This is a genomic window from Candidatus Poriferisocius sp., from assembly GCF_965219815.1.
In the GTDB taxonomy this organism is placed as follows: domain Bacteria; phylum Actinomycetota; class Acidimicrobiia; order Acidimicrobiales; family Bin134; genus Poriferisocius.
In genome coordinates, this window is record NZ_OZ244791.1 from 708,871 (window position 1) to 732,974 (window position 24,104).

Consider the following 24,104-nt stretch of genomic DNA (forward strand, 5'->3'; position numbering starts at 1 on the left):
CAGCGTAGGCTGTTGCGGTGCAGATCGCCTTCGTCCGGCATGGGCAGCCTCTGAGAGAGTGGAACACCGATGCTGTGGCCGACCCCGGGCTCAGCGAGCTGGGCAAGTGGCAGGCCGAGCGGCTGGCCGACTGGCTGGAGCACGAGCCCTTCGATCACATCATCTCCAGCACCAAGCGGCGGGCCATCGAGACCATCGAGCCGCTGGCCACCCGGCTGGGGTTGGAAATCGAACTGGAAGAAGACTTCACCGAGATCGACCGCAACTCCAAGGTGTACCTCCCCACCGAGCTGCTGGCCACCGAGGGCGGCGAGTACTACGAGGCCATTCGGGCCCAGGACTACGCCGCCATCGGCTGGGACACGCCAGAGGAGTTCCACAAGCGGGTGATGGCCGCCTTCGAGCGGCTGTGCGAAGCCCAGCCCGGCCAGCACATCGCGGTGGCCTGCCACGGAGGGGTGGTCAACCGGGTGGTATCCGAGTTGGTAATGGCATCGGAGAGGATCCACTTGCAGGTGTCCTATAGCGGGATCTGTCGGGTGTGGGTGGACGAAGACCGCCGGGTTCTCATGAGCATGAACGAGACCGGCCACTGCTGCGCCACCCGCACCGGCGTCACCGGCTTCATGCGAGACGGAGTGGTTGCCGGGCCTCAGTACTAGCGGATCACCAGCCGGGGTGATTTACCAAGGAAAAGCCTAGGATCTATGCGTGCGTCGATTCTCAAGAACGGCAAAGTCGTTGCCGCCCGCTCTTGTCTTGCTGGCATTGATGATGGTGGGAGCGCTCTTGGCCGCGTGCGGTGACGCAGACGATTTCGAACCGACCGCTACCGCTGCTCCGGTTTCTTCCCCAACAGAGATAGCACCAACCGCCACTCCGCCCCCGACCCCTGAGGCGGTGGTGACCGCCACCGCTATTGCAGAGCCGAGCACAGCAACGCCGGTGGCCACTGCCCCGCCAGAGCAGCCAGCCAGCGAACCGACGCCGGTTGCCGATGACGCCGATGTCGAAGATGGGGTCGAGGAGCCTGGCAGCGAAGAAGCGGACGTGCTCCCGCCGGTCCCTACTCCGGCGGCCAGCACGGTGCGCGAGTTGTTGGCGCTGGGGCGGCCGTTGGTGATCGCCCACGCCGGGGGCGATCGTTCCTGGCCCCACTCCACCATGTACGCCTTCTCCCAGGCGGCCCATGCCGGGGTGGACGTGCTGGAGATGGACTTGCAGATGACCGCCGACCGAGTGCTGGTGGTGCATCACGACGACACCGTCGACCGCACCACCAACGCCACTGGTCGAGTGCGAGACATGACCTACGAGGAGCTTCAGGCGCTGGACAACGCCTATTGGTGGTCGGAGGAATGGCCCAGCCACGATCTCGCCCCTGAGGCCTACTCCCATCGGGGCATCCGCACCGGCGACGTTGCCTCGCCCCCGGGATACGGGCCCGACGACTTTCGGGTGGAGACGTTCCGGGCGGTGGCGCAGGCCTTTCCCGAGCACGTGCTGGATGTGGAGATCAAGACCCCCGCGGGCGATGACGGTGAGGACGACATCGACTTCATCCTCGAGATGGCGGCGGTGCTGGCTGCCGACATTGAGGAGTTGGGCCGCACTGACTCGGTTGTGGTGGTGTCCTTCAGGGACGAGGCCCTGATCGGATTTCGGGAGCTGGCGCCCGATGTCGTCACCAGCCCTGGGCAGGATGCTCTGCCGGCGTGGGCGTTTGCGTCGGTCCCGCTGCACCCAAACGACCTGATCTTGCAAGTGCCGCCCACCTTTAGCGGCCTCGACGTGTTGACTCCCGATCTGCTGGGCAAAGCCGCCGACGAGGGACTGGCCGTGTGGGTTTGGCCTAACGAGGATTGGCAGGAGGATCCCGACTACTACGCCGAGCTCATCGACCTGCCGGTACAGGGCGTGATTGCCGGTCGCCCGGCCGAAGCTGTCGAGCGCTTCCGGGCCGACGGCGACATCCCCTGATCCGCAGTAGTGGGAGAGGACAGCCATCTGTCGCTCCCTGAGCCAATAGCCTTCCGAAACCACTATCATTTCGGAAGAATAATGAGGTAATATTCCGAAATGACCCCAGATTCGGAAGGAAATCCGGGATTCTCAGTTGAAGTCGACTGGAATGGCCGACCGGTAGCAACGTGGGTCCCCACCCCTCTCCGACAGCGTCCCATGGACCTCTCAGCTGCCAGCGTGGGAGCCGGCGAGCGGGCCTGTGCTGCTTTGCGGCTGGCCGATGCCCGGCTCCCCGATCAATGGGAGGCCATGGCCCGGCTCCTCCTCCGCAACGAAGGGGTAGCCTCTTCCGGCATTGAAGGGCTGCGCGAGCCCATCGAGTCTGTGCTGGTCGCGGAACGAACCGGCGCAGGCGGTACCGCGGGCTGGGTGGCCGACAACATGGTGGTGATCGACTGGGCACTTCACACCGCCCACGAGCCGCTTACCGTTGGAACACTGCATCGTTGGCATAGACAGCTCATGCAACATGGAAGACTCCCCTCCGACTTGGTGGGCATCTTCCGGCCGACGTTGGGTTGGGTGGGTGGCAACTCTCCCCTGGACGCGGCCTATGTTCCCCCACCCCCCTCGGAAGTTCCAGGGCTAGTAGACGATTTGGTTGACTTCGCCAACAACCCCCCCGAAGGCCTCGACGCGGTGTCCCACGCCGCAATAGTCCACGCCCAGTTCGAGGCCATCCATCCCTACGGAGACGGCAATGGTCGCCTTGGCCGGGTGTTGATCAGCCGAACTCTGCGTCGAAGGGAGGCCACCAATCGATCCACCGTCCCTATCAGCGTGGCCATAGCCCGCGACCCGGGCGGCTACCTCTCCGGCCTTCGCCTGTTCGAACTAGGAATGCTCGACTCGTGGGTGACATGGTTCGCGGAGGTCGCCGAGAAGGCCGCAAGCACCGCCCATCAGATCATCGATCAAACCACCATTCTTTTGGCCTGCTGGAGTGAAGCAACCGCCGGGCTGCGAGCTGACCACTCCGCCCGGGCACTGCTCTCCCATCTCCCCGCCCACCCCTTGCTAAGCGCAGGGGACGTAGCCGAGTTGCTCAACATCAGCGAGCGCAGCGCCCGTACCGCTCTTGCTGCTCTCGCCTCCCTGGACATCCTGTCCCCGATCGGCGTCCCATCCTCTTCGCCCGGCCGCGCCCGACACTGGTTTACGGCGCCCGACCTGCTGAATCTCTGGCGCGCATGAAGCCAGACCACTTACCGCAGACCTAACTCAGCCCAGCTCTCAGCTAAGTCGTCGAACCAGGCCTGGGCCCGGTCCATGCGCCAGCAGAACAACGACATCACAACGTTGATGGTGGTGGCGCCCGCCTCGGCCCAATCTGCGGCTGCGCCCATGCTGGCTTTGATGGAGGGGCGGCCGTCATCGCCGGACACCGCGTCGATGTCGCCCTGGACGCCGAAGCCGTCGACGGTCCGGCCAGCGGCGGTGAAAGCGTCGCGGAGCGTGCTCACTCCATCGGCCACTTCTTCGAGGTTGCCGTAGGGGGGCGGTATCCAACCGTCGGCGTGTTCCACGAGACGGGCCAGATTGTTGCGGTGAAGTGCCCCGGCCACCCAGATTGGTATCCCGCCCGGCTGGGCCGGCTTGGGCTCGCACCAGATGTCGTCGAAGTTGACGGTGGCCGAATGGAACGATGCTGGAGAGTCCCGCCACAGCGACTTGCAGGCCGCGATGGTGTCGGTGAGCCGCTGGCCCCGCTCCGTCCAGGGAATGCCGGCAGCTTCGTATTCCTCGCGCTGCCATCCCGACCCCATGCCCACCTCCATGCGGCCCTGCGAAAGCATGTCCATGGTGGCCAGCGTCTTGGCCAGCACCGCGGCGGGCCGAAGGGGAGCGATCAGGATCTTGGTGCTGAACCTCACCTGCCGGGTAACGGCGGCCATGTGGGCGATGGAGGCCAGCGGTTCGAGCCAAGCGGTGTCCGGAGGGAAGGGGAAAGGGCCGTAGGGGTACTTGTCGGTGTGGGCGCCCATGACCACGTGGTCGGTGAGCATGATGCGGTCGACGCCAGCTTGCTCAGCCATCTGGGCCAGATCGGCAATTTGGTGGAAGTTGTTGTCTCTGAAGATGGGGCCGAACGACGGCAGTGTGACGGACAGGGATGTCATAGCCATATTGTTGTCGGATGCTTACCGGGGGGACGTTTTGGGGGATGGTGGAGCGGCGGGCGGAGTTGACGCCGGATGCTCTGATGATCATTGATGACCGCGGTGGAGAGCTTTCGTTTATGGGGTACCGAGATGCGGCTTTGCGGGCGGCGGCGGGGTTGGTTGAGTTGGGAGTAGGGCTAGGGGTGTCGGTCTCGTGGCAGTTGCCTACTTGGCCTTCGACGCTGGTGTTGCAGGCGGCGCTGGCTCGGTTGGGGGCGGTGCAGAACCCGATTATTCCGGTGTATCGGGAGCGGGAGGTGGGGTTTTGCATTCGCCAGACCGGGGCGCGGTTGTTCCTAGTGCCGCCGGTATGGCGAGGGTTCGATTATCAGGCGATGGCTGAGGGGATCGCCGCCGATGTCGACGAATTGGACGTAGTGGTGAGCGACGGGGAACTGCCCGAGGGGGATGTGTCGGTGCTGGACGGTATTCCTGTCCCAGAAGATCCCGAGGAGATCCGGTGGGTGTACTACACCTCAGGGACCACATCGAACCCCAAGGGCGCCCGCCACTGCGACTCATCGGTCATGGCATCGGGTATCGCCATGGTGGAGCGCCAGCACGTGACCGAGGAGGATCAGTTCGGGCTGGCCTTTCCGTTTGCCCATATCGGCGGGGTTTCCAACCTTTCGGTGTCGCTGAGCTCGGGTTGCACCCTGGTGATCGCCGAGGCGTTCGATCCCACCGAGACCACTGAGCTGTTTGCCCGTCACGGCGTCACTTTGGTGGGTGGCGGCCCCGCCTTCTTCATGGCATTTCTGGCTGAGCAGCGCAAACAGCCCGGCCAGCCGATCCTGCCTCAGCTCCGGCTCTGCTCCGGGGGTGGCGCGCCCATGCCCGCGTCCCAGCACTATGAGGTGATGGCTGAGATGGGCGGGCGGGGGTGCGGTCACGCGTGGGGGATGACCGAAGCGCCGATCATCGCCCAGAACACCCCCGACGATCCCGACGAGAAACTGGCGGAGACGGAGGGCCGACCGCTGGCCGGAGCGGAGATCAAGGTGGTGCGCTTCGACGGGGAACCGGCCGATGTGGGAGTGGAAGGAGAGCTGTGGATTCGGGGACCGATGGTGTGCCGGGGCTACATGGACGAGGAGCTGACCGCCGCTTCGTTCGAGAGGGACTGGTTCCATACCGGCGATGTGGGTTTCCTGGACGCCGAGGGGTACGTGACCCTCACCGGCCGAGTGAAGGACATCATCATCCGCAAGGGAGAGAACATCTCGGCCACCGAGATCGAAGACTTGCTCTTTGCCCACCCGAAGGTGCTCGACGCCGGAGTGATCGGGCTGCCCGACGAAGAGCGGGGAGAGCGTGTTTGTGCGGTGGTGGAATTGGATTCCGGTGCTGACGGGCTCACGCTGGCCGAGGTGGGGGACTACTTCCGGTCGTCGGGCATCATGCCCCAGAAGATCCCCGAGCAGATTGAGATCGTAAGCTCGCTGCCCCGCAATGCCACCGGCAAGGTGTTGAAGCACGAGCTGCGAGCCCGCTTCAGCGACTAGAGCAGTTGGCCAACCCCGTGGATGGCCAGACCGGCCAAAGCGCCTATGAGAGTGCCGTTGATGCGGATGAACTGGAGGTCGCGGCCCACGCGGCGCTCGATGCGGGTGCTGGTGTCGTCGGCATCCCAGCGGGCCACGGTGCTGCCGATCACGTTGGCCACTTCGGCTTGAGCATGGCGGGCCAGCAGGCTCACTGCGGCAACCAGCCATCCGTCGACTCGGTTCTGGAGGGTGGAATCGCTTTGCAATGACTCACCGGCCCGGGCCAGAACTGCCTCCACCCGGGTTGCCAACCGCTGGTTGGTTTGGAGGCGCTGGGCGTAGCTTCTCAGCCCGGCATCGATGCGCAGGCGCAGCTCGTGGTTGGGATCGTCGGCCATGTCGGCCAGCACTCCCCGCACCCCCCGGTGAAGGCGGGTGAAGATGTGGTGGTCGAGCACTTTGGGGGTGTAGATGGGTGCTTCTTCCACGATGCGGTCTCTGAGCACCTCGTAGTTGTCCACCAAGAAGCGGTCGGCCCGCTCCACGGCGGCATCCACCATCGAGCGGTGGTGCCCGCCATCCACCATCGACTCCAGCAGCCGGCCCAGCGCGGGGCCCGACACCAGCCCGGCATCCCCCTCAGCAGCCAGCCATCGCCCCAGGGCCTCGGCGGGAGCCCGATCGGCCACCCAATGAGCCAGGTCGTCGGGGTCGAAGAAGTTGTCCTGCACGAACTCGCCCAAGCTGGCGCCGATGGCGTCTTTGCGCCGGGGGATGATGGCGGTGTGGGGGATGGGAATCCCCAGCGGGTGTTTGAACAGGGCGGTCACCGCAAACCAGTCGGCCAAACCGCCGATCATGGCCGCCTCGGCGGCCGCCTCTATGTAGCCGGCCCAGCCGTCGCCGTCGGTGAGCATGTGCATCACCACAAACAGGGCGGCTGCAGCCAGCAGCAGGCCGGTGGCCCGCCGCTTGGCCCGGCGCAGCGACGCCGGGTCGCTCAGGCGACCGTTTGAGGCATCCATGACCCGCGGATCTGCTCGGCCCACGGGTAGCGCAGCGGCTCGATGAGCTGGAACGGCCCGTCCATGCCGACATCGGTGGTCGCGGGCCGAGAGGGGGTGGCGGCCCGCAGCGCGGGGACCACCTCGGCGGGGTCGCCTTCAATCATGTGCAGGTCGATGGCGGTGTCGGGAGCAAACCGGGAAGTGAACGACACCACCGCATGCACGCCCTCTACCGCCACCGCCGCGGGGGCGTAGATGGCGCGGTGCCAATGCTGATCGCCCAGACCCCGGCGCAGCACTACGTGGATGTCGGTGTGGGAGATGTGGGGGATGTCGCCGGGATCGGCCTTCAGCGCCGGGTCGGCCACCGCCCAGTCGAGGGCCAGGGCATCGCCTAGCCGCACGATCTTCTTCTCGTCGGGGAACATCCGGTCGGCCTCCACCAGCACCTCCCGGTAGTCGGTCATGGTGGCCATCACCCCGTCGACGTCGCCGCACAGCCAGTAGATGGTGAGAAAGGCGCTGCGCCCGCCCGAGAATGCCTCATCGCATCCGTCGGGCCGAAGCTCTTGGTGGCTGGGCGGGGCCACGTAGCGGCGACCGTGCATCACATCGGTCAGGGCGATGTTGGGGGGCAGGTGCTCCAAGTCGTACCAGCGGTTCCAGCCCTCAATGGCGTCGGCGTCGCAGTCGAGGCCGGCGAAGATGATTCCGGTTGTCTTCATCGTTTCATGCTATGACGCTGGGGTGGAGTTCGTTTCACTGGGTGGCGGGTCGTTTCTCATGGGCACCGAGGAGGTGTGGTTCGAGGGCGACGGCGAGGGGCCGGTGCGAGAGGTGGTGCTGAGTCCGTACCAGATCGCGGCCACGGCGGTGACCAACGACGAATTCGCCGCCTTCGTGGAGGCCACCGGCCACGTGACCCTCGCCGAGCAGGAGGGGTGGTCGTTCGTGTTCGGCGGGCTGCTACCCGACGACTTTCAGCCCACCCGAGGCGTGGTGGGTGCCGAGTGGTGGCGGCAGGTGGAGGGAGCGTGCTGGTCGCAGCCGGAGGGACCCCAGTCGTCGGTCGAAGATCGGGGCAACCACCCGGTGGTTCACGTTTCGTGGTTCGACGCCGCGGCCTGCGCGGCCTGGTACGGAGCCAGATTGCCGAGCGAGGCCGAGTGGGAGCACGCCGCCCGGGGCGGACTGGTGCAGGCCCGGTTGCCGTGGGGCGACGAGATGAGCCCCGACGGACAGCCCCGGCTGAACATCTGGGAGGGGGAGTTTCCCAGCCACAACACCGCCGAGGACGGCTATGTAGGCACTGCGCCGGTGGACGAATACGAGCCCAACGGGTTCGGCTTATACAACTGCTCGGGCAACGTGTGGGAGTGGTGCGCCGATTGGTTTGAGAATCGATTCCCGCCGGAGCGGCCCTTGGTCGATCCGATTGGGCCACCCCAGGGCCGGATCAGGGCCATCCGGGGTGGGTCGTATCTGTGCCACGACTCCTACTGCAACCGCTATCGGGTGGCCGCCCGCCATGCCAACGAGCCCTCGTCCACTACCGGGAACATGGGATTCCGTCTAGCCGCCGATGCCGACGCTGAGGTCGGCCCAGGAGCTGCCTCCAAAGTGCGCTGATTGCAGGCCGGTCGGTAACGTCACCGCCATGAAGTTGGACTTGCTGTACGAAGTGGATGCGCCCAAGCCGTGGGGAAAGCCCCATCCCTGGGGTCAAAGGGAGCGGGAGCAGAAGGCCTACAAGGACGCCGTAGAGCAGATCAAGCTGGCCGACACCTTCGGCTTCAACACCATCTGGGCGGTTGAGCACCACTTCCGGGAGGGGCGCTCGCACTGCCCGGCCTCCGAGGTGCTGCTCGGCGCCCTGTCGATGGTGACCGAGAACATCAAGATGGGCTTCGGCGTGACCCTGACGCCATTCGGGTTTATCCCGCCCCAGCGCATCGCCGAGAAGGTGGCCACCGTCGACATCTTGTCCAACGGCCGGGCGGTGTGGGGCACCGGCCGATCCACCCCCATGGAGCAGATCGCCTTCGGAGTCGACCGGGAGCGCTCCCGGGACGACTGGAAGGAAGCCATCGAGATCGTGTGCGGCATGTGGCGGGAGGAGTACTTCGAGTACGACTCGCCCCAGTTCAAGTTCCCCAAGCGCATGGTCACCCCCAAGCCGATGCAGTACCCCCATCCCCCGGCATGGATGGCGTGCGCCTCGGAGAACTCCGCCGCAGTGGCCGGCAAAGCGGGCATGGGCATGCTGTCGTTCTCCATCATGCAGCCGCTGGAGGCCATGGCCCGCCACATCCGCAACTACCGGGCCGCGGCCGAGAGCCCCGAGCCCATCACCGACGTGACCACCAACGCCACCGCGGCCTACACCCTGGTGCACTGCGCCGACACGCCCCAGCAGGTTCTGGACAACGAGGTGTGGAAGTCGGTGGAGTGGTGGTACTCCAACCTGGCCCAGTTCACCCTCGATTGGGAGCTGCCCGAGCTGTCACAGGAAGAGCGGGATGCCACCTTCCCGCTGCTCAAGCCGCTCATGGAGGAGGGGATCGACGATCTCATCCACCACTTCGACGAGGCCGACATGATCGTGGTGGGCGATGTGGACACCTGCTACGAGAAGATGAAGCACTACGCCGACATCGGCGTTGACCAGCTCATTTGCTACGTGCAGTTCGGCTACCACTCCCACGAGTCGATCATGCGCACCATCGAGCTCCTGGGCAAAGAGATCATCCCCGAACTCGAGAACTACACCCCGACGCCCAAGGACTCCTGAGACCGGGGCCGCCTGCGGCCTCGCCAGGAATCGAGCCTCAGCCCACCAAACGGAGGCCGTTGTCGCGCATGATCTTGCGCTGGTCTTCGGCGGGGAGAGTTTCCAGCTGGTGGAGGAAGTCGGCGGGCTGGGGGAGGCCCTCGGCGTGGGGCCAGTCGGAGCCGAGCACGATGGAGTCGGCGCCCATGTCCCGCACGATGGCGGCCACGTCGTCTTCGGGGTAGGGGGTGACCAGCACGTGCTGGGCGAAGATCTCGGGGGGACGGGCCGGGAGGCGGCCGCCGATCCACGGGCCGTTGCGGCCCATGCCCCGCATCTTGTTCATGAGCCGCACCAGGTAAGGAGCCCATTCGGCGCCGTTCTCCACTGATACCGCGGTGATGTTGGGGAACCGGCCGAAGAAGTTCTCGAACACCAGCGCCGACAGCGTCTCCATGATGGGGCGGTCGCCGTAGCAGTTGGTCCACTGCCAGGCTGACATGGTGAAGTTCGACGGGTTGGGCTCATACCCCCAGTAGGGGGAGACCATCTCGTTGTAGCCCGACTCGGTGAGGTGGAAGGCCACCGAGCCGCCGGCCTCGTTCAGCCGGGCCCAGAACGGGTCGAAATACGGGTCGGAGGGCGAGCGGCCGTACTGGGGGCCGGGGCGCAGGGCGATCACCTTGGCCCCCTCGCTCAGCACCCACTCCAGCTCGGCCACCGCGGCGTCGAGATCCCATAACGACAGCATGGGCGGGGCGTAGATGCGGTTCTGATAGGCGAATCCCCAGTCGTCTTGCAGCCAGCGGTTGAAGGCGTGGAAATTGGCGTAGCACTGCTCGGGGGTGGCCATGAAGTGCTCCACGGTGACCCCCACCGACGGGAACATCAGGCAGGCCTCCACGTTCTGGGCGTCCATGACGTCGAGGCGCAAGTCGCGGTCCAGGTACTCGGGGCGTACCGGCTCGAAGATGGAGAACTCCTCGGCCTCCCCGGTCTTCTTCATGCGGCGCAGCTTCTCTTTGAGCGAGCCGGGCTTGCCCACGTTGTCGTACAGATCGTGGCCGGGCAGGAAGGTGAGCGGCTGCTCGCCGATCATGATCCACTCTTTGCCGTCGTCGCGGATTTGCTGGTGTACGGCCTGATCTCGGAAAGCTGGCTCGATATAGCGGGTGAAGGAGTCCCGGGGCTCGAAACAGTGGTTGTCGGCGTCCACCAACTGGTAGTCGAGCGCGGTCATGTTACGAGGGTACCCCTCTGATCTGAGGGGGAACCAGAGGAAAGGTGTTCAGCGGGCCTGGCGACCGGCCCGCAGGGCGGTCCGCTGCAAGTGGGCGGCTTCGGCCAGGGCGGCCCGCAGGCTGCGGCGGGTATCGGCGTTGTCGGTGGTAGCCATGGTTTGCTCGGCCAGCTCCAATAGACGGCGGTTCTCGGCTAGGGGGTCGCCGTCTTCGCCGTCGACCGCCAGGGCACCGGCCAGGATTTTGTTCTCTTGGCAGAGGGCATCGAGCAGGTAAGGCCAGGCACCGCCGATGCGCTCCAGCATCTGGGCCACGCGCTGGGCACGGAACCGGTCGACATCATCGCCTTGGGCGTTTTGGGTGGCCACCGGCTCAGCCGCCGCCTTCAACAGCGCTCCCATCACCTCATAGAACACGGCTCGCTCCGGTCATCGGGGCACATCTTTCCAGGCGAGGCCCTTGTAGGGGTCGGGTTCGCGGGGCAGGCCCAAGGCCCGTTCCCCCACGATGTTGCGCTGCACCTCTGTGGTGCCCCCGGCGATGGTCTCGGCTCGGCTGTGCAAGAAGTTGAGCACCACGTAGTCGGCGATGTGGCCCTCTTCCCAGGCCATGGCTGGAGATCCCAGAAGATCGACCCCGGTGGTCTGCACCCGCTGGTTGAGCTGGCTGTACATGAGCTTGCCCACCGACGCCTCCGGTCCCGGCGGACGACCCGCTCGCAAGGTGTCGCGTACCCGGGCGTTGGTCCAGCGCACGATCTGCTCGTCGGTCCACAGCCGCATGAGCCGCTGGCGCACCACCCGGTCTCTCCACTGGCCCGACTCCTTGGCCCGCTCGATGAGGCGCTCGGTTCCCGAGCCGATCCGGCTCTGGCCGCCCGACCCCGGCCCCGACACCGCCAGCCGCTCACCGCTCAACGTGGCGTTGGCCAGCCGCCATCCGTCGTTGACCTCGCCCAGCACGTCGCGGTCGGGCACCCGGGCACCGTCGATGAACGTCTCGGCGAAGTCCTCCTCACCGCTGATGGTGCGCAGCGGGCGCACGTCGAGGCCGGGCTGGCGCATGTTCAACAGGAAGTAGGTGATGCCAGCCCTCTTTTGAGCGTCAGGGTCGGTGCGGGCCAGGCAGATGGCGTAGTCGGCGACCATTGCCTGGGTGGACCACACCTTCTGGCCGGTGAGCACCCACTCGTCGCCGTCGCGCACCGCCCGGGTGGCCAGCGAGGCCAGATCGGACCCGGCGCCGGGTTCGCTGAAGAACTGGCACCAGATCTGCTCGGCGGTGACGATGGGCGGGATGAGCCGGGCCTTCTGCTCGTCGGTGCCGAAGGTCAAGATGGTGGGGCCGGCCAGGGTGAGGCCCAGCTGGTTGCGGCGCACCAGGTTGTAAGGGGCCAGTCGGGTCTCAATGGCCCGCGACACCCGATTGCCCACCCCGAGGCCGCCGAATTGGCGGGGCCAGGTGGGGGCCACCAGACCGCTGTGGGCGAACTGCGGATACCAGGCGTCGTAATCGGCCGGCGTGCGGATCTTGTGCAGGGCGGCTCGGCCGCCGGTGCGGGCCGCCTCTTGCCATACGGCAGGCACCGTTTGGGCCACCCACTCGTCCACGATCTTCTCGGCCTCGTCGACGGCGGTGTCTCGATCGATGGGCAGCAGGTCGAACGCGCTCATGGGTTGGCTCAGGTAGCGGTGGCCCGATCGACCAGCACTCGGCGCAGCACCTTGCCCACCTCGCTGCGGGGCAATGCTTCGAGGGTCTCGAAGGCCACCGGCACCTTGTAGGGGGCTAAGTGCTGGCGGCACAACTCCTCCAGGTCGCCGGGATCGGGCGCGGTGCCGGCTTCGACGGGTACCACGAAGGCATAGGGCACCTCTCCCAACCGGTGGTCGGGCACTCCCACCACGGCAACGTCGGACACCGACTCCGACAGCAGCAGCACCTCCTCCACTTCGGCGGGGAACACCTTCAGCCCGCCCCGGTTGATCATGTCCGACTCCCTGCCCTCGATCCACAGGAATCCGTCTTCGTCGAGGCGGGCGATGTCGCCGGTGCGGAAAAAACCCTCGCCGTCGAGCCGGTCGCCCAGCCGCCCCTTCGGGTCCAAGGACGCTGTGTAGGCCGTGCGCACCCACAGCACGCCGGATTGCTCCCGGCCTTCGTTGTCACTGTCGTCGATACGGTGATTGGTGTCGTCGGTCTCGGTGTCGGAGATGTCGGCATCGCTCCTTGAAAACTGAATCTCAACCCCCTGGTAGGGCCGCCCCACGGCCCCTAGCTTCTCGGGGTGCTCCCGGAAGTCTCGGGCGGTCCAGCCGACTATTTCTCCGCCGACCTCGGTCTGGCCGTACCCGTTGAGCACCATGACCCCGAACCGCTGGTAGAAGCGGCGGGCCTGCAACGGCGACAGCGGAGCGGTAATAGAGCGGACGATTTTTAGCGGATCGAGGCTCTCGATGCCGGGCTCGTCGTTCAGCATGGTGATGGCGGCCGGGGGAATCACCGTGGAGGCGATCTGGTATTGGCCCACCAGACGGGCGTACTCCAGGGCGTCGAACCGGGGCATGAGCAGCGCGGGGCTGCCGGTGCGGACCGCGAAGATCACGTTGTAGATCCCGGCCCACAGCGAGGTGGACACCGGGATGACGTGGGGCATCTCCGGGCGCTCAGTGAGCTGCCTGCCTTTGCGCACTGTGGTGATGATGGTGTCCATGAGACGGATCACCGCGCTGGACTGAAGTTCGATGGGCTTGGGCCGACCGGTGGTGCCCGAGGTGAACGACACAATGGCGATGCCCGGATCGTGGGAGGCCGATCCGGTGTCCCGGCGCTGGGCCACTGACCAACCCAGCTTGCCGTCGGCTGCGATGCAGGTGATTGGGGCCGTCACCCGGGCGAGCTGGTCGGGCAGACCGATCACCGCGGCAGGGTTCACGTCGTCGAGGATGTAGGCGATCTCGCTATCGGACAGTCGGGGGTTCACCGGCACATACACCCCGTCGGCTGCCCAAGTGCCGAAGAAGGCGGCCACCACATCGGCGCTGGGAGGCAGCAAACAGGCCACCGGGGTGCGAGGTTCCACTCCGGCGTCGCCCAGGGTGGCGGCCATCCGCTGGGCCGCGTCCACCAGGTCGAAATAGCTGGTGATCTCGTCTCCTTCGGGGCGGGCGACGATCACACCAGGAGTGTCGGGTCCTGCTGCCAGCTCGGGCTCCAGCAGGAGCGAGGCGAAGCTCATAGCGCTCCGACGATAACCCACCTCGAAGCGGCAATGACCAGAGCCGTTACCCTGTGGGGTCATGCGCATGGACCACCTCATCCACGTCAACATCTGCGTGAGCGATCTCGACCGCTCTCTGGAGTTCTATCGGGACCTGCTCGGCGGGGTGGTGGTGGACGAGTCGGCCAAGGACCGCAGCGAGTTCATGGAGAGCCAAGGGGAGACCGGCGACACCGGCCACCGGGCTGCCTTCTTGGCCCTCGGCGACAACCTGCGCGGGCCCTACATCGACCTGTTGGAGTGGACCACTCCCGATCCGGGGCGGCCACTCACCTGGAAGAGCATCGGCATCCCCCGCATCGCGGTGGGGGTGGACGATGTGGACGGGTTCTATGAGCGCCTGTCGGCCGCGGGAGTCGACATACTGGGCCCGCCGGGGACCCTGAAGGTGGGCCGGTCGTCGATCCGGGCGTTCGCAGTGCGTGACCCCGACGGCGTTCTGATCGAATTCGTCACCCGCCAGTGACCGCGCTCACCCCCGAGCAAACCGCCGCCCTGGCCGACTGGTTCGGCCGCGGGGTGCTCGGGGTGGAGGCTCGCACCGGCGGGCTCTCCTGGGACGTGTTCACTGTGGACCTCGATGACGGCGAGCGGGTGGTGGTCAAGCGGGCGCCCTCCTACGGCACCATCGACCCCTACGACGTGCACAAAGAGGTAGCCGTGCATCAAGCCGCCGCCTCGGCGGGCATCCCGGTGCCCGAGTTGCGGGGGGCGTGCGACGACCCCGAGCTGATCGGGCAGCCGTTCTTCGCCATGGCCCATGTGGACGCCGACTTCCCCCACCTCGCCCAGCTAGACGACTGGCCCGTCTGGCAAACCGAGGCCGGCCGCCGCCGGACCGCCGAGCAGATCGTCGACGTCATGGGCAAGCTCCATTGCCTCGACTGGGCGGCGGCCGGGCTGCCGGAACTGGTGACCGGCCCTCCGGGGGTCGCTGGCGCCGAGCTGATGGCCGGACTCATCAACCGGTGGATGGGCAATGTGGAGCGCGACGTGTACCCGACGTTCTCACCCCTACCCATCCTGCGAGACGCCGCCCGGTTCCTGCTCGACCACGCCGCCGAGATGCCCGATGCCCCACCGGTCCTCAGCCACGGCGACTACCGCATCGGCAATCTGGCCTTCCGAGGGGATGAGCTGGTGGCGGTGCTCGACTGGGAGCGGGCTGCGGTGGGGCCTCCGCTACTGGACTTGGGCTTCTTCTGTCACCCGCTGTCCCGCCGTCGCCAACCCGAGTTGATGGGCATGCTGATCACCTGGGACGAGCTGGCTGCACTGTACGCCGAGGCCACCGGCACCGAGCCCGACCCCAAATGGGTCCACTACTGCATCATCTACTGGATCTTCGTGGAATCGGCGGTGGTGCCCCGGGGACTGGCGCTGACCGTGGAGGGCAAGATGCGGTCGTGGCCCGCGTTCAGCCAGATCCCCCTCAACACCGAGAACCTGGCCCAGCACCTGGATGCCTGGGAGGCGGGCGACACCAGTTGGATCGAGCAGGCCCTGTGACCTAGCCGCCCTCCAGTGCGGAGGGCGCTGTTTCTCGGCCTACTGCTGCTCCTGTTTGGCGGCCATCTCGGCCTCGTGGCGCTCCCGGGCTTCTTGGCCGGCCGCCGCGGCCCGGCCCAGGAATTCCTCCCGGTTTGCCGCGGTCCAGGCATGTGAACTGGTGCGCCGCCGGATCGACCCCTGATAGCGGGGGGCCACTTCCTCGATCAACAGCTCGAAGGAGCGCTTCGTGGCTTGCGGGTTGGCCCAGTCGTTGCCGAACACCAACAGCGCGCCGAACCCGCCCGACTGCTCCCACAGCCTGTCGACCAAAGCGGCGGCGTCATCGGGCGTGCCGATGACCGCGAAGCCGCCGTCCACCATGGCTCGGACAAACTCGTCCCGGTCGTCGGTGTCGGGGGCGCCCGGCAGGGCTACCACCTCCCGGAAATAGCGCACCCACGGCTCGATGCCGTGCTCGACGTCCTTGAAGGCTTGCTCGGTGGTCTCCGCAATGTGGACTGGTGCCACGATCCGCCACTTGGAGCGGTCGGCGGTGTGACCGTGCTCTTGGGCCTTCATGTTCCACACGTCCCAGTGGCTGCCCAGGGCTTCGAAACCGGCATCGGTGGTGGCGCTCATCGACAGCACCGCCCCGCCGAATTGACCGGCGCTGCGGGGGCCGTTGGGCGAAACCGTGGTGGCCATGCAGATGTCGAACAGCGGATCGGAGTACGGGGAGAGCTGCAAGCGGGCCTCGCGGAGCTTGAACCAGTGGGTCTCCATAGTGAGGGGATCGTCGGAGCGCAGCAGATGGCAGATGGCCTCCAGGGCCTGTTCCATCCGGGGCCGGGTCTCTTTGGGGTCCATGCCCATCATGTAGGCGTCCGACGGCAGGGCGCCGGGGCCAACCCCGAACATCACCCGTCCCTTGGTGAGGTGGTCGAGCAGCACCATGCGCTCGGCCACTTGGAAGGGGGTGTGGTAGGGCACCGACACCACGCCGGTGCCCAGCTTGATGCGGCTGGTCCGCTGGGAGGCCGCGGCGATCATCAGGTCGGGTGAGGTGATGATCTCCCAGCCGCCGGAGTGGTGCTCGCCGAACCAGTACTCGTCGAAACCCAGGTGGTCGAGCCACTCGCACAGGTCCAAGTCCCGCTGGAGTTGCAGCGTCGGATTCCTCCAGTGGGCGTGGAAGGGCGCTTGGAACAAGCCGAACCGCAGTCCTCCATGCATGAGGCGAGAGGATAACGTGCCCACCGATGGCGACACCTATGGAGGCCTCTGCTCAGGCCGACTACGACGCCGCTCTGGCTGCCGATCTGATCGCCAACACTCAGCTGTCCACCTGGGAGATGCTGTGGCGCACGGCCCAGCGGGTGCCCGACAACGATGCCTTCATCACGGGGGACACCCACATCACCTATCGGGATCTGGCCAGCCGGTCTCTGCGGGCCGCCGCCGCCCTGGCCGAGATGGGAGTGGGCCATGGCAGCCGGGTGGCGTTTCTGTTCCATCCCAATCCCGACTGGGCAGTGCTGCACTATGGGTTGGCCCGGCTGGGCGCCATCGGGGTGCCCATCAACACGTCGTATATGGCCGCTGAGTTGGAGCACCTGTTCACTCTGGCGCAGCCCGAGTTGCTGATTACGGTGGACCGGTTCCGCGATGTGGACATGGCGGCCCGACTTTCGCCGGCGGCCGAGTTCGGCTCCATCGCCGAGACGGTGGTGCTGCCGCTGGACGACGACGGGTGGGTGGCCCCGTCGGTGGAGCGAGATCGGGTGTACGGCACTGATGGAGGTGTCGAGCTGGAGCCGGCCAGCCGGGTGGGAGGGGACGACCCGGCCTACATCATTTTCACGTCGGGCTCCACCGCCGCTCCCAAGCCGGCGCTGATTGCCCACCGGGGCATGGTGGGGGCGGCCACCGGATTGCAGCACGCTCTGGGGTTGGTGCCCGAAGACCGGTTTGTGGCCTCCAACCCGGTGTTTCACACCGGGGGCATCGTGTGGAACCTGACCATGCCCCATTTGGTGGGCATGACCTCGTGTCTGGTGGGGGTGTACGAGACCGGCAAGGTGCTGCGGGAGATGGAGCGGTCGAAGATAACCGTGATGGGGGCGTTCGACACCAAGCTCACCATGATGCGCAACGCCCCCGAGTACCACACGGTGGACCGCAGCTCGGTGCGCAAGTGCAACGTGGGGGCCACCGGCAGCTTTCTGCGCAGCGTGCTCGCCGATTGGAACTGGGAGACGGTGGCTCAGGTGTACGGCTCCACGGAGTCGGGCGGGCTGGGGTCGATCACCCCCCGGTGCGAGACCGATCCCAAGGTGCGCTACGACGCCAACGGCCGGCCCATGCCGGGCATGGAGTTCGTGATCAAAGACCCCGAGACCGGCCAGCGCTGTGCCCCTGAAGAGCCGGGAGAGATCTGCTTTCGGGGTTGGGGCACGTTCATCGAGTACGTGGGGATGCCCGAGGCCACCGCTGAGGCCTTCGACGACGAGGGGTTCTTCCACTCCGGCGACTACGGCTTCATGGACGAGGCCGGAAACCTGTACTTCCGGGGCCGCTACAAGCTGATGATCAAGACCGGCGGGGAGAACGTGTCGGAGCGCGAGGTGGAGATCTTTTGCGAGGACAATCTGGAGGCGGTGAAGTTCGCCATCGTGGTTGGGGTGCCCGATCCGCTGTGGGGCGAGGCGGTGGTGGCATTCGTGGAGTTGCACGACGGGGCCGAAGAGACCTCCGACGACCTGGTGGAAGCATGCCGGGGCCAAATCGCCAACTTCAAGATCCCCAAACGATTCTTCGTGGTGGAACAGGAGGACTGGCCGCTGCTGGATTCCGGTCGGCCTGATCGCCACGAACTGAGGGTTCGGGCCGCGGCCCTAATGGGGACTGAAGGCGAGACGCGTTTACGCTTTGGGGGTGGAACCTGAGGGGCTCAGCCGGGCTGAGTTGATCGAGGCATCGGGATTGGCCGCGGAGCAAGTGGACTTGGCCATCGATGCCGGGCTGTTGATCCCCGACCACCACGGTCGGTTCAAAGAGGATGCGGTCACGATGCTGCAAGCCGGTGCCGCCCTCGTCGCTGTCGGGGTGAGTGTTCCCGACTTGGCCGCGCTGGCGGTTCGCCACGCCCGCAACGTGGAGGCGGTGGTGGATGAGGCGGTGGACCTGTTCTTGGATGCCATGGGCACCGACGAATTGACCAGCAGCGACTTGGAGAATCTGACTCCGCTGGTGGAGGCGCTGGTACCCCAGGTGGTGGCTCTGGTGGGCGAGCACTTCCGCCGCACCCTGCTCAGCAGAGCGGCAGTCCGGTTGGCGGAGCGGGTGAAATGACGCCTCTCGAGGAATTCGCCTCGTGGTCCGGCGACGACCGGGTGTATTGGCGGGCGCCGGGCGCCGACGCCATAGCCGGGTTGGGAGCGGCGCGGGCTGTTGAAGTAGATGGTCGTTGGCGGTTTGAGGCCGCTGCGGCGGCCGCCGCCGAGTTGCTGGCCGAGGGGGAGGTCGCCTTTGCCGGCTTCGGTTTTGCTGATCGGGCGGGAACGGGGGTGTGGGACCGATACCCGAGCGGGCGATTGGTGGTACCGGAACGGATTGTTCGGGGGTCGGCACACGGGGCAGGCCACACAGACGTCGGCAACGCCTTGCGGGTTGAAGATGGAACTCGGGCCACCTATCGGGATGCGGTGAAGCAAGCCGCCGACGCCATCGATGCCGGGGAGCTGGCCAAGGTGGTGGTGGCCCGAGAGGTGGAGGCGGTGGGCAGCATCGACCCCGCGGTGGTGCTGGCTCGGCTGTCGAGCCGTTTCGAGTCGTGTGCGGTGTTCGGTTTCGGCCGGGGGCCGTCGTGCTTTGTGGGCGCCAGCCCCGAGGTGTTGGCGGAACTCAACGGTGATGTGGTGACCACCTACGCAGTGGCAGGCACCGCTCCACGAGGGGTCACACCAGCCGACGACGCCGCAATCGCCGAGCGGCTGGCCACCGATCCCAAAGAGCAGGCCGAGCACCACTATGTGGTGGAATACCTCCGCACCCGCCTAGCCCTAGCCGGAGTGGCGCTAGACCCAACCGGCGATACCGAAGTTCGGACTTTGCCTGGCATTCACCACCTGGCCACAACGGTCAGCGGGCGGATCGCCCCTGAACCCGGCATGGCGCTGCGGCTGGCGGGTGCCCTCCACCCCACACCGGCGGTGGGGGGCACGCCGACCACGTTCGCCCAGCAGTGGATCGCCGAGCACGAGGGGCTTGACCGGGGGTGGTACGCCGGTCCGGTGGGGTGGATCGACCACCGGGGGTGCGGCTCGTTCTATGTGGCCTTGCGATCGGCGTTGATCGGCCCCAGCGGGATGCGCCTGTGTGCAGGAGCGGGCATCGTGGCCGGGTCCGACCCCGAGCAGGAACTGGTCGAGACCGATATCAAGTTGGCTGCGATTTTGGATGTGGTCACATGACCGACCTCGCCTATCAGGCCACCGGGCGGTTTTGGGCCGAGCTGGCGGCCTGTGGGGTGACCGACGTGGTGGTCTCGCCCGGGTCCCGTTCCACTCCTTTGGCTGTGTCGGCTCGCAACCAGGAGGGGCTGCGGGTCACCGTGCAGCTCGACGAGCGGGTGGCCGGATTCTGTGCCCTGGGCATGGCCAAGGCGTCGGGTCGTCCGGTGGCGCTGGTGTGTACCTCGGGCACCGCGGCGGCCAACTACCTGCCAGCGGTGGTGGAGGCCCACCACAGCGGGGTGCCCCTGGTGGTATGCACCGCCGACCGGCCGCCCGAGTTGCGTAACGCCGGGGCAGGCCAGACCATCGACCAGGTGAAGCTGTACGGCGACCACGTCCGCTGGTATGCCGAGACCCCGTGCGACTTCGACGATCCCGGCTTTTTCACCCGACTGGCAGTGCGGGCGGCCACCACCGCTGGTGCTGGCCCCAACCCCGGGCCGGTGCATCTGAATTGGCCATTTCGCAAGCCGCTGGAACCCCAAGGCACGGTTCCCCGGTTCGAGCCGACCGTGGGCCAACCGATTGAGTCGGTTCGGCCACTCGTTGAGGCCGATGTAGATGCCCTGCGAGGGATGGCAGGCCGTCGGGGGTTGATAGTGGCCGGCGCGCTAGACGTGGACGATGCCGGTGCCGCAGCCATTGTCGGCTTTGCCGAGGCGGCGGGATGGCCGGTGGTGGCCGATGCCGGTTCCCAGCTCCGAGGCCGAGGGCCATTGGTCTTAGACGGAGCGGAGTGGGTGCTGCGCCGCGCTGGTCTTGTTCCCGACGTGCTGGTCCGCATCGGGGGACCGCCCAGCAATCGAGCGGTAATCGACCTTGTGGATACAAGTGGCTCGGCGGATCGGCTGTTGGTCGATCCCCGTCGTCGGTGGGAAGACCCGTCGTTCAAATGGACGACTGCGCTGGCCTCCGATCCGGTTGCCTTGCTGGGTGCAACGGCGCCTCTCATGGCCTCGGCTGATGATGCCTGGGCCGTCGGGTGGGCCGAAGCGGCTTATGATGCTTGGGAGCGGGTGGAGTCGGTCTTGCGGTCTGATGACCTGCTGGAGCCGCTCCTGGCCGCCACCCTGCTGAGAGCCCTCCCATCGGAGGTGGCGGTTTACGCGTCGAGCAGCATGCCGGTTCGGGATGTCACCTCTTTCTGGCCTCCTGATGCTCTACCCCGCCGCGTGCTGGTCAATCGGGGAGCCAACGGCATCGACGGTGTGGTGTCGTCGGCTTTGGGGGCAGCCCTCGCCCTCGACCAGCCGGTGGCTGCGTTGGTCGGCGATGTTGCGCTGCTGCACGACATCGGCGGGTTGTTGGCCGCGTCCCTGTCGGACGCCGACCTCACCGTGGTGGTGCCCAACAACGACGGCGGCGGCATCTTCTCGCTGCTGCCGCTGGCCGAGGGCAGCTCCGACGTCCACTTTGGAGAACTGTTCCACACGCCCCATGGAGTCGGTTTCGGCAGACTGGCCGAGGGGCTGGGCGTCAACTACCACCGGACCGGGCTGGCTGATGACCTGGTCGAGGCCGTCACGAAGGCCTCAGGGGTGACGTTGATCGAAGTCCCCATCGACCACGGGACGGCCATCAAGCAGCGCAATCAGCTTGCTGATCTGGCCGAATGAGCCAGAAACCCACCGTGGTCCTGCACGGCTTCACCGGCTCGGCCACGGCCATGGCCCCGCTCACCAGCCGATTGCCCGATCCGGTGCTGGCTCTGGACCTTCCCGGCCACGGATTGGGGCCAGTCTCCGACGATCCGGCCGACTACTCCATGGCTGCCGCAGTAGCTGGTGTGGTTTCGGTCACCGATCATCTAGAGCAGTTCGCCCTGGTGGGCTATTCGATGGGTGGCCGGCTCGCGCTCCACATGGCGTTGGCCCATCCCGACCGCGTTGTTGCGCTAGCCCTCATCGGGGCCCGAGCCGGCATCGACGATTCCGCGGAGCGGGCCGAGCGCATCGCCGCCGACGAGGCTCTAGCCGACCGGATCGAATCAGAGGGCATCGAATGGTTCGCCGACCATTGGGCCGATCAACCGCTGTTCGCGACCCAGCGAACCCGACTACCAGCCGATCAGCAGGCTGAGCTGCGGGCCCAGCGGCTGGCCTGCAACCCCCGAGGCCTGGCCCACAGTCTGCGGGGCATGGGGGCCGGAGCGGTCGACCCCATCGGTTGTCGCCTGTCAGAGCTGTCCATGCCCTGCGTCGTCATCGCGGGCTCAGACGACGCCAAGTTCGCAGCCATCGCCCACCAAATGGCTGCGGTCATGCCCCGAGCAACCGTCTGCTCTATCCCTGATGCTGGCCATGCCGCTCACCTAGAAGCCCCCGACGCCACCGCAGCAGCGGTGATCCAATGCGTGTCGAGCTGAGCGAGGTCTCACTCAAGCTGCGCCTTCCGGTGATGACTAGCCGGGGAGCCATCACCCAAAGAGATGGAATTCTGATTCGGATCTCCGAAGGTGCCGTACACGGCTGGGGAGAAGCCATGCCCCTGCCTGGATGGCCCGGTGCTGACCTGTCGGCCACACGGGAGGCATTAGAGGAGTGGGCGATTGATCCCGATCTTGGAAACTTGCCCTCCGAGCGGTTTGCCCACGGCGCAGTCGAGTTGGCCTTGCTGGATATGGAAGCCCAGCAGAGTGGTCAAACCCAGGCTGAGATGCTCTCCGAGGGGGGGCCAGTGGCCGATGCAGTGGAGCTCAACGCCCTTGTTGCCGATGCCGAAGATGCGGTCGCCGCGGTGACTGACGGCTATGGCACGGCCAAGCTGAAAGTGGGCGCGTCAGATATCGAGGTCGACGTAGCTGCGGTAGCCGCCGTGCGAGATTCCATCGGGGATAGTTGTCGCCTTCGGCTCGACGCCAACGGAGCATGGACCGTGGATCAAGCCGTGGCTGCGCTGTCCCGCTTGGAGCGATTTGATATCGAGTACGTGGAAGAGCCAGTGGCGGGAATAGAAGCCCTGGCTCTGGTAGCCGAGCAGTCCCCGGTCCCCGTAGCGGTTGACGACAGCCTGGGCTCTGTTGATGCCGAGTTGCCCGAGTCAATTCCCGTCGTGGTGGTCAAGCCCATGGCCCTAGGAGGTCCCTGCACGGCCTTCGCCGCCGCCCGCCGCTGGATCAACCAAGGCCGCAAAGTTGTCGTCACCAACTACCTAGACTCCGCCATCGGCCAGCACGCCGCCCTGAGCGTGGCTGCCGCCCTCCCAGGTCCCCAACAAGTCCACGGCGCCATCACGCCCGCTCTGTTCACCCGCGAAGTCGCTGATTTGCCGACTATTGCTGGCGGCCGCTGCCCCCTCCCACCCCATAGTCCCGCAGTCGCCAGGGAGGGCCGTTAGGGCTCCCAGACCACGGTGTCGGTGTTGGCGTCGATGATGATGCGGTTGTCCAGGGGTTGGTCGAGGGAAATGTCAGCGGTTTGCTGGAGGCCGGAGCGCTGGCACTCCTCGGTGATGACCAGGGCGTAGACGGTGATCTTGATCTGGGTGATGCCGTAGTCAACCTCGGAGTCGCTGAACTCCTCGCACTCCGTGCCCCAGTAGCGGACGGTGAGAGTGCGGTCGTCGTCGGCCACCTCCACGTTGTTGATGATGCGGATCTCCCGGGGCGGCCCTTGGGGGAGCTCTTTGGTCTTGGTGGTGCAGCCCGCAACGAGCAGCGCCACAGCCAATAGGAGCGCGACTCGGCGGAAGCTCACAGCTCTTCAGCCCGGGTCGCCACCATCTCCACCGCCCGGCCGATGGACTCGCGCGCCAACTGATTCCAGGCGATGGCGGCTTCGGGATCAGGGTCTTCGGTCCATCCCTGCCAGGTGAGCAGGGTTCCGTGGCCGTTGGGGGTCACCTCGGTGAGGGCCTCGTAACGGTCTATTGGAGCCCCCGACACGATGCGGTAGCGCCGCTTCTGAGGTACCACCAGCTCCACGCATTCCTCGAGCAGCTCGTGGCCCTGGAGGTTGAACACCAGCAGCGCACCCGGTCCGTGCGGGGGCGGATCGCCCAAGCGGGCGTAGGAGGGAGCATCTTCTGGTCCCCCGACCAGCGCCAGCAATGCGGCGAACACGGCCTCGGGGGAGGCGTCGATCTCCCGGTCGATCCGGTAATGCTCCTGGTGGCGCTCCACGCTCAGA

General features: G+C 66.4%; 24 protein-coding genes. 14 read left to right on the forward strand and 10 right to left on the reverse strand.

Going from position 1 to position 24,104, the window contains the following annotated elements:
- Positions 1-17 precede the first annotated feature (17 nt).
- The 3 genes from ACOQPI_RS03515 (at position 18) to ACOQPI_RS03525 (ending at position 3,219) form a co-directional block, all read left to right on the forward strand.
- Entirely contained in the window at positions 18-662 is a 645-nt protein-coding gene (locus tag ACOQPI_RS03515) for a histidine phosphatase family protein (protein WP_420618316.1), read from the forward strand.
- Between the two features lie 49 nt (positions 663-711).
- On the forward strand, positions 712-1,980 hold the full coding sequence (locus tag ACOQPI_RS03520; RefSeq protein WP_420618317.1) for a glycerophosphodiester phosphodiesterase family protein: 1,269 nt from the start codon (positions 712-714) through the stop codon (positions 1,978-1,980).
- 201 nt (positions 1,981-2,181) lie between these two features.
- Positions 2,182-3,219: a Fic family protein gene (locus tag ACOQPI_RS03525; RefSeq protein WP_420618318.1), complete on the forward strand. Its 1,038-nt coding sequence runs from the start codon at positions 2,182-2,184 to the stop codon at positions 3,217-3,219.
- Between the two features lie 11 nt (positions 3,220-3,230).
- Here ACOQPI_RS03525 and ACOQPI_RS03530 read toward each other — a convergent pair whose 3' ends face one another.
- On the reverse strand, positions 3,231-4,145 hold the full coding sequence (locus ACOQPI_RS03530) for a TIGR03619 family F420-dependent LLM class oxidoreductase (protein ID WP_420618319.1): 915 nt from the start codon (positions 4,143-4,145) through the stop codon (positions 3,231-3,233).
- A 17-nt stretch (positions 4,146-4,162) separates the two neighbouring features.
- On the opposite strand from ACOQPI_RS03530, the gene ACOQPI_RS03535 reads away from it, so the two are divergent.
- Positions 4,163-5,692 carry a class I adenylate-forming enzyme family protein gene (locus ACOQPI_RS03535; protein WP_420618320.1) on the forward strand — a complete coding sequence of 510 codons (1,530 nt, stop codon included), beginning with the start codon at positions 4,163-4,165 and terminating at the stop codon, positions 5,690-5,692.
- Here ACOQPI_RS03535 and ACOQPI_RS03540 read toward each other — a convergent pair.
- A complete protein-coding gene (locus ACOQPI_RS03540; protein ID WP_420618321.1) occupies positions 5,689-6,699 on the reverse strand; it encodes a DUF445 domain-containing protein in 1,011 nt (336 codons plus the stop codon). The two genes, ACOQPI_RS03535 and ACOQPI_RS03540, sit on opposite strands and share 4 nt — an antisense overlap.
- Positions 6,675-7,406, reverse strand: coding sequence for a hypothetical protein (locus ACOQPI_RS03545; RefSeq protein ID WP_420618322.1), 732 nt, complete (start codon positions 7,404-7,406; stop codon positions 6,675-6,677). The genes ACOQPI_RS03540 and ACOQPI_RS03545 overlap by 25 nt, the downstream gene beginning before the upstream one ends.
- On the opposite strand from ACOQPI_RS03545, the gene ACOQPI_RS03550 reads away from it, so the two are divergent.
- On the forward strand, positions 7,387-8,310 hold the full coding sequence (locus ACOQPI_RS03550; protein WP_420618323.1) for a formylglycine-generating enzyme family protein: 924 nt from the start codon (positions 7,387-7,389) through the stop codon (positions 8,308-8,310). The genes ACOQPI_RS03545 and ACOQPI_RS03550 overlap by 20 nt on opposite strands.
- Before the next feature lie 28 nt (positions 8,311-8,338).
- Positions 8,339-9,472 (forward strand): LLM class flavin-dependent oxidoreductase, encoded by a 1,134-nt coding sequence (locus tag ACOQPI_RS03555; RefSeq protein WP_420618324.1) that lies wholly within the window; start codon positions 8,339-8,341, stop codon positions 9,470-9,472.
- A gap of 37 nt (positions 9,473-9,509) precedes the next feature.
- Here ACOQPI_RS03555 and ACOQPI_RS03560 read toward each other — a convergent pair whose 3' ends face one another.
- The 4 genes from ACOQPI_RS03560 to ACOQPI_RS03575 are packed head-to-tail and all read right to left on the reverse strand — an operon-like array spanning position 9,510 to position 13,930.
- A complete protein-coding gene (locus tag ACOQPI_RS03560; RefSeq protein WP_420618325.1) occupies positions 9,510-10,691 on the reverse strand; it encodes an amidohydrolase family protein in 1,182 nt (393 codons plus the stop codon).
- Between the two features lie 48 nt (positions 10,692-10,739).
- Positions 10,740-11,108 (reverse strand): hypothetical protein, encoded by a 369-nt coding sequence (locus ACOQPI_RS03565; protein WP_420618326.1) that lies wholly within the window; start codon positions 11,106-11,108, stop codon positions 10,740-10,742.
- A gap of 12 nt (positions 11,109-11,120) precedes the next feature.
- Positions 11,121-12,365: an acyl-CoA dehydrogenase family protein gene (locus tag ACOQPI_RS03570; RefSeq protein WP_420618327.1), complete on the reverse strand. Its 1,245-nt coding sequence runs from the start codon at positions 12,363-12,365 to the stop codon at positions 11,121-11,123.
- Between the two features lie 8 nt (positions 12,366-12,373).
- A complete protein-coding gene (locus tag ACOQPI_RS03575) occupies positions 12,374-13,930 on the reverse strand; it encodes a class I adenylate-forming enzyme family protein (RefSeq protein WP_420618328.1) in 1,557 nt (518 codons plus the stop codon).
- Positions 13,931-13,991: 61 nt separating this feature from the next.
- On the opposite strand from ACOQPI_RS03575, the gene ACOQPI_RS03580 reads away from it, so the two are divergent.
- Complete coding sequence (locus tag ACOQPI_RS03580; protein WP_420618329.1) at positions 13,992-14,438, forward strand: VOC family protein; 447 nt, start codon at positions 13,992-13,994, stop codon at positions 14,436-14,438.
- Positions 14,435-15,481 (forward strand): phosphotransferase family protein, encoded by a 1,047-nt coding sequence (locus tag ACOQPI_RS03585; protein WP_420618330.1) that lies wholly within the window; start codon positions 14,435-14,437, stop codon positions 15,479-15,481. Before ACOQPI_RS03580 ends, ACOQPI_RS03585 begins: the two co-directional genes overlap by 4 nt.
- Before the next feature lie 39 nt (positions 15,482-15,520).
- Here the strand turns inward: ACOQPI_RS03585 and ACOQPI_RS03590 are convergent, their stop codons facing one another.
- Positions 15,521-16,720 carry an LLM class flavin-dependent oxidoreductase gene (locus ACOQPI_RS03590; RefSeq protein ID WP_420618331.1) on the reverse strand — a complete coding sequence of 400 codons (1,200 nt, stop codon included), beginning with the start codon at positions 16,718-16,720 and terminating at the stop codon, positions 15,521-15,523.
- A 2-nt stretch (positions 16,721-16,722) separates the two neighbouring features.
- Here ACOQPI_RS03590 and ACOQPI_RS03595 point away from each other — a divergent pair, with 2 nt between their 5' ends.
- From ACOQPI_RS03595 to ACOQPI_RS03620, 6 genes are read left to right on the forward strand one after another with little or no spacing between them, the layout of a single operon-like run.
- On the forward strand, positions 16,723-18,408 hold the full coding sequence (locus ACOQPI_RS03595; RefSeq protein ID WP_420618332.1) for a class I adenylate-forming enzyme family protein: 1,686 nt from the start codon (positions 16,723-16,725) through the stop codon (positions 18,406-18,408).
- On the forward strand, positions 18,398-18,814 hold the full coding sequence (locus ACOQPI_RS03600) for a hypothetical protein (RefSeq protein ID WP_420618333.1): 417 nt from the start codon (positions 18,398-18,400) through the stop codon (positions 18,812-18,814). The genes ACOQPI_RS03595 and ACOQPI_RS03600 overlap by 11 nt, the downstream gene beginning before the upstream one ends.
- Positions 18,811-19,935 (forward strand): isochorismate synthase, encoded by a 1,125-nt coding sequence (locus tag ACOQPI_RS03605; protein WP_420618334.1) that lies wholly within the window; start codon positions 18,811-18,813, stop codon positions 19,933-19,935. Before ACOQPI_RS03600 ends, ACOQPI_RS03605 begins: the two co-directional genes overlap by 4 nt.
- Positions 19,932-21,593: a 2-succinyl-5-enolpyruvyl-6-hydroxy-3-cyclohexene-1-carboxylic-acid synthase gene (gene menD / locus ACOQPI_RS03610; protein ID WP_420618335.1), complete on the forward strand. Its 1,662-nt coding sequence runs from the start codon at positions 19,932-19,934 to the stop codon at positions 21,591-21,593. Before ACOQPI_RS03605 ends, menD begins: the two co-directional genes overlap by 4 nt.
- Positions 21,590-22,342: a 2-succinyl-6-hydroxy-2,4-cyclohexadiene-1-carboxylate synthase gene (gene menH, locus ACOQPI_RS03615; RefSeq protein ID WP_420618336.1), complete on the forward strand. Its 753-nt coding sequence runs from the start codon at positions 21,590-21,592 to the stop codon at positions 22,340-22,342. Before menD ends, menH begins: the two co-directional genes overlap by 4 nt.
- The gene (locus tag ACOQPI_RS03620; protein WP_420618337.1) at positions 22,327-23,313 is read left to right on the forward strand and encodes a mandelate racemase/muconate lactonizing enzyme family protein; all 987 of its coding nucleotides are present in this window, start codon (positions 22,327-22,329) and stop codon (positions 23,311-23,313) included. Before menH ends, ACOQPI_RS03620 begins: the two co-directional genes overlap by 16 nt.
- Here ACOQPI_RS03620 and ACOQPI_RS03625 read toward each other — a convergent pair.
- Positions 23,310-23,672 carry a hypothetical protein gene (locus ACOQPI_RS03625; RefSeq protein WP_420618338.1) on the reverse strand — a complete coding sequence of 121 codons (363 nt, stop codon included), beginning with the start codon at positions 23,670-23,672 and terminating at the stop codon, positions 23,310-23,312. The genes ACOQPI_RS03620 and ACOQPI_RS03625 overlap by 4 nt on opposite strands.
- Positions 23,669-24,097, reverse strand: a complete 429-nt coding sequence (locus ACOQPI_RS03630; protein WP_420618339.1) for an SRPBCC family protein — start codon at positions 24,095-24,097, stop codon at positions 23,669-23,671. The genes ACOQPI_RS03625 and ACOQPI_RS03630 overlap by 4 nt, the downstream gene beginning before the upstream one ends.
- Positions 24,098-24,104: the final 7 nt, after the last annotated feature.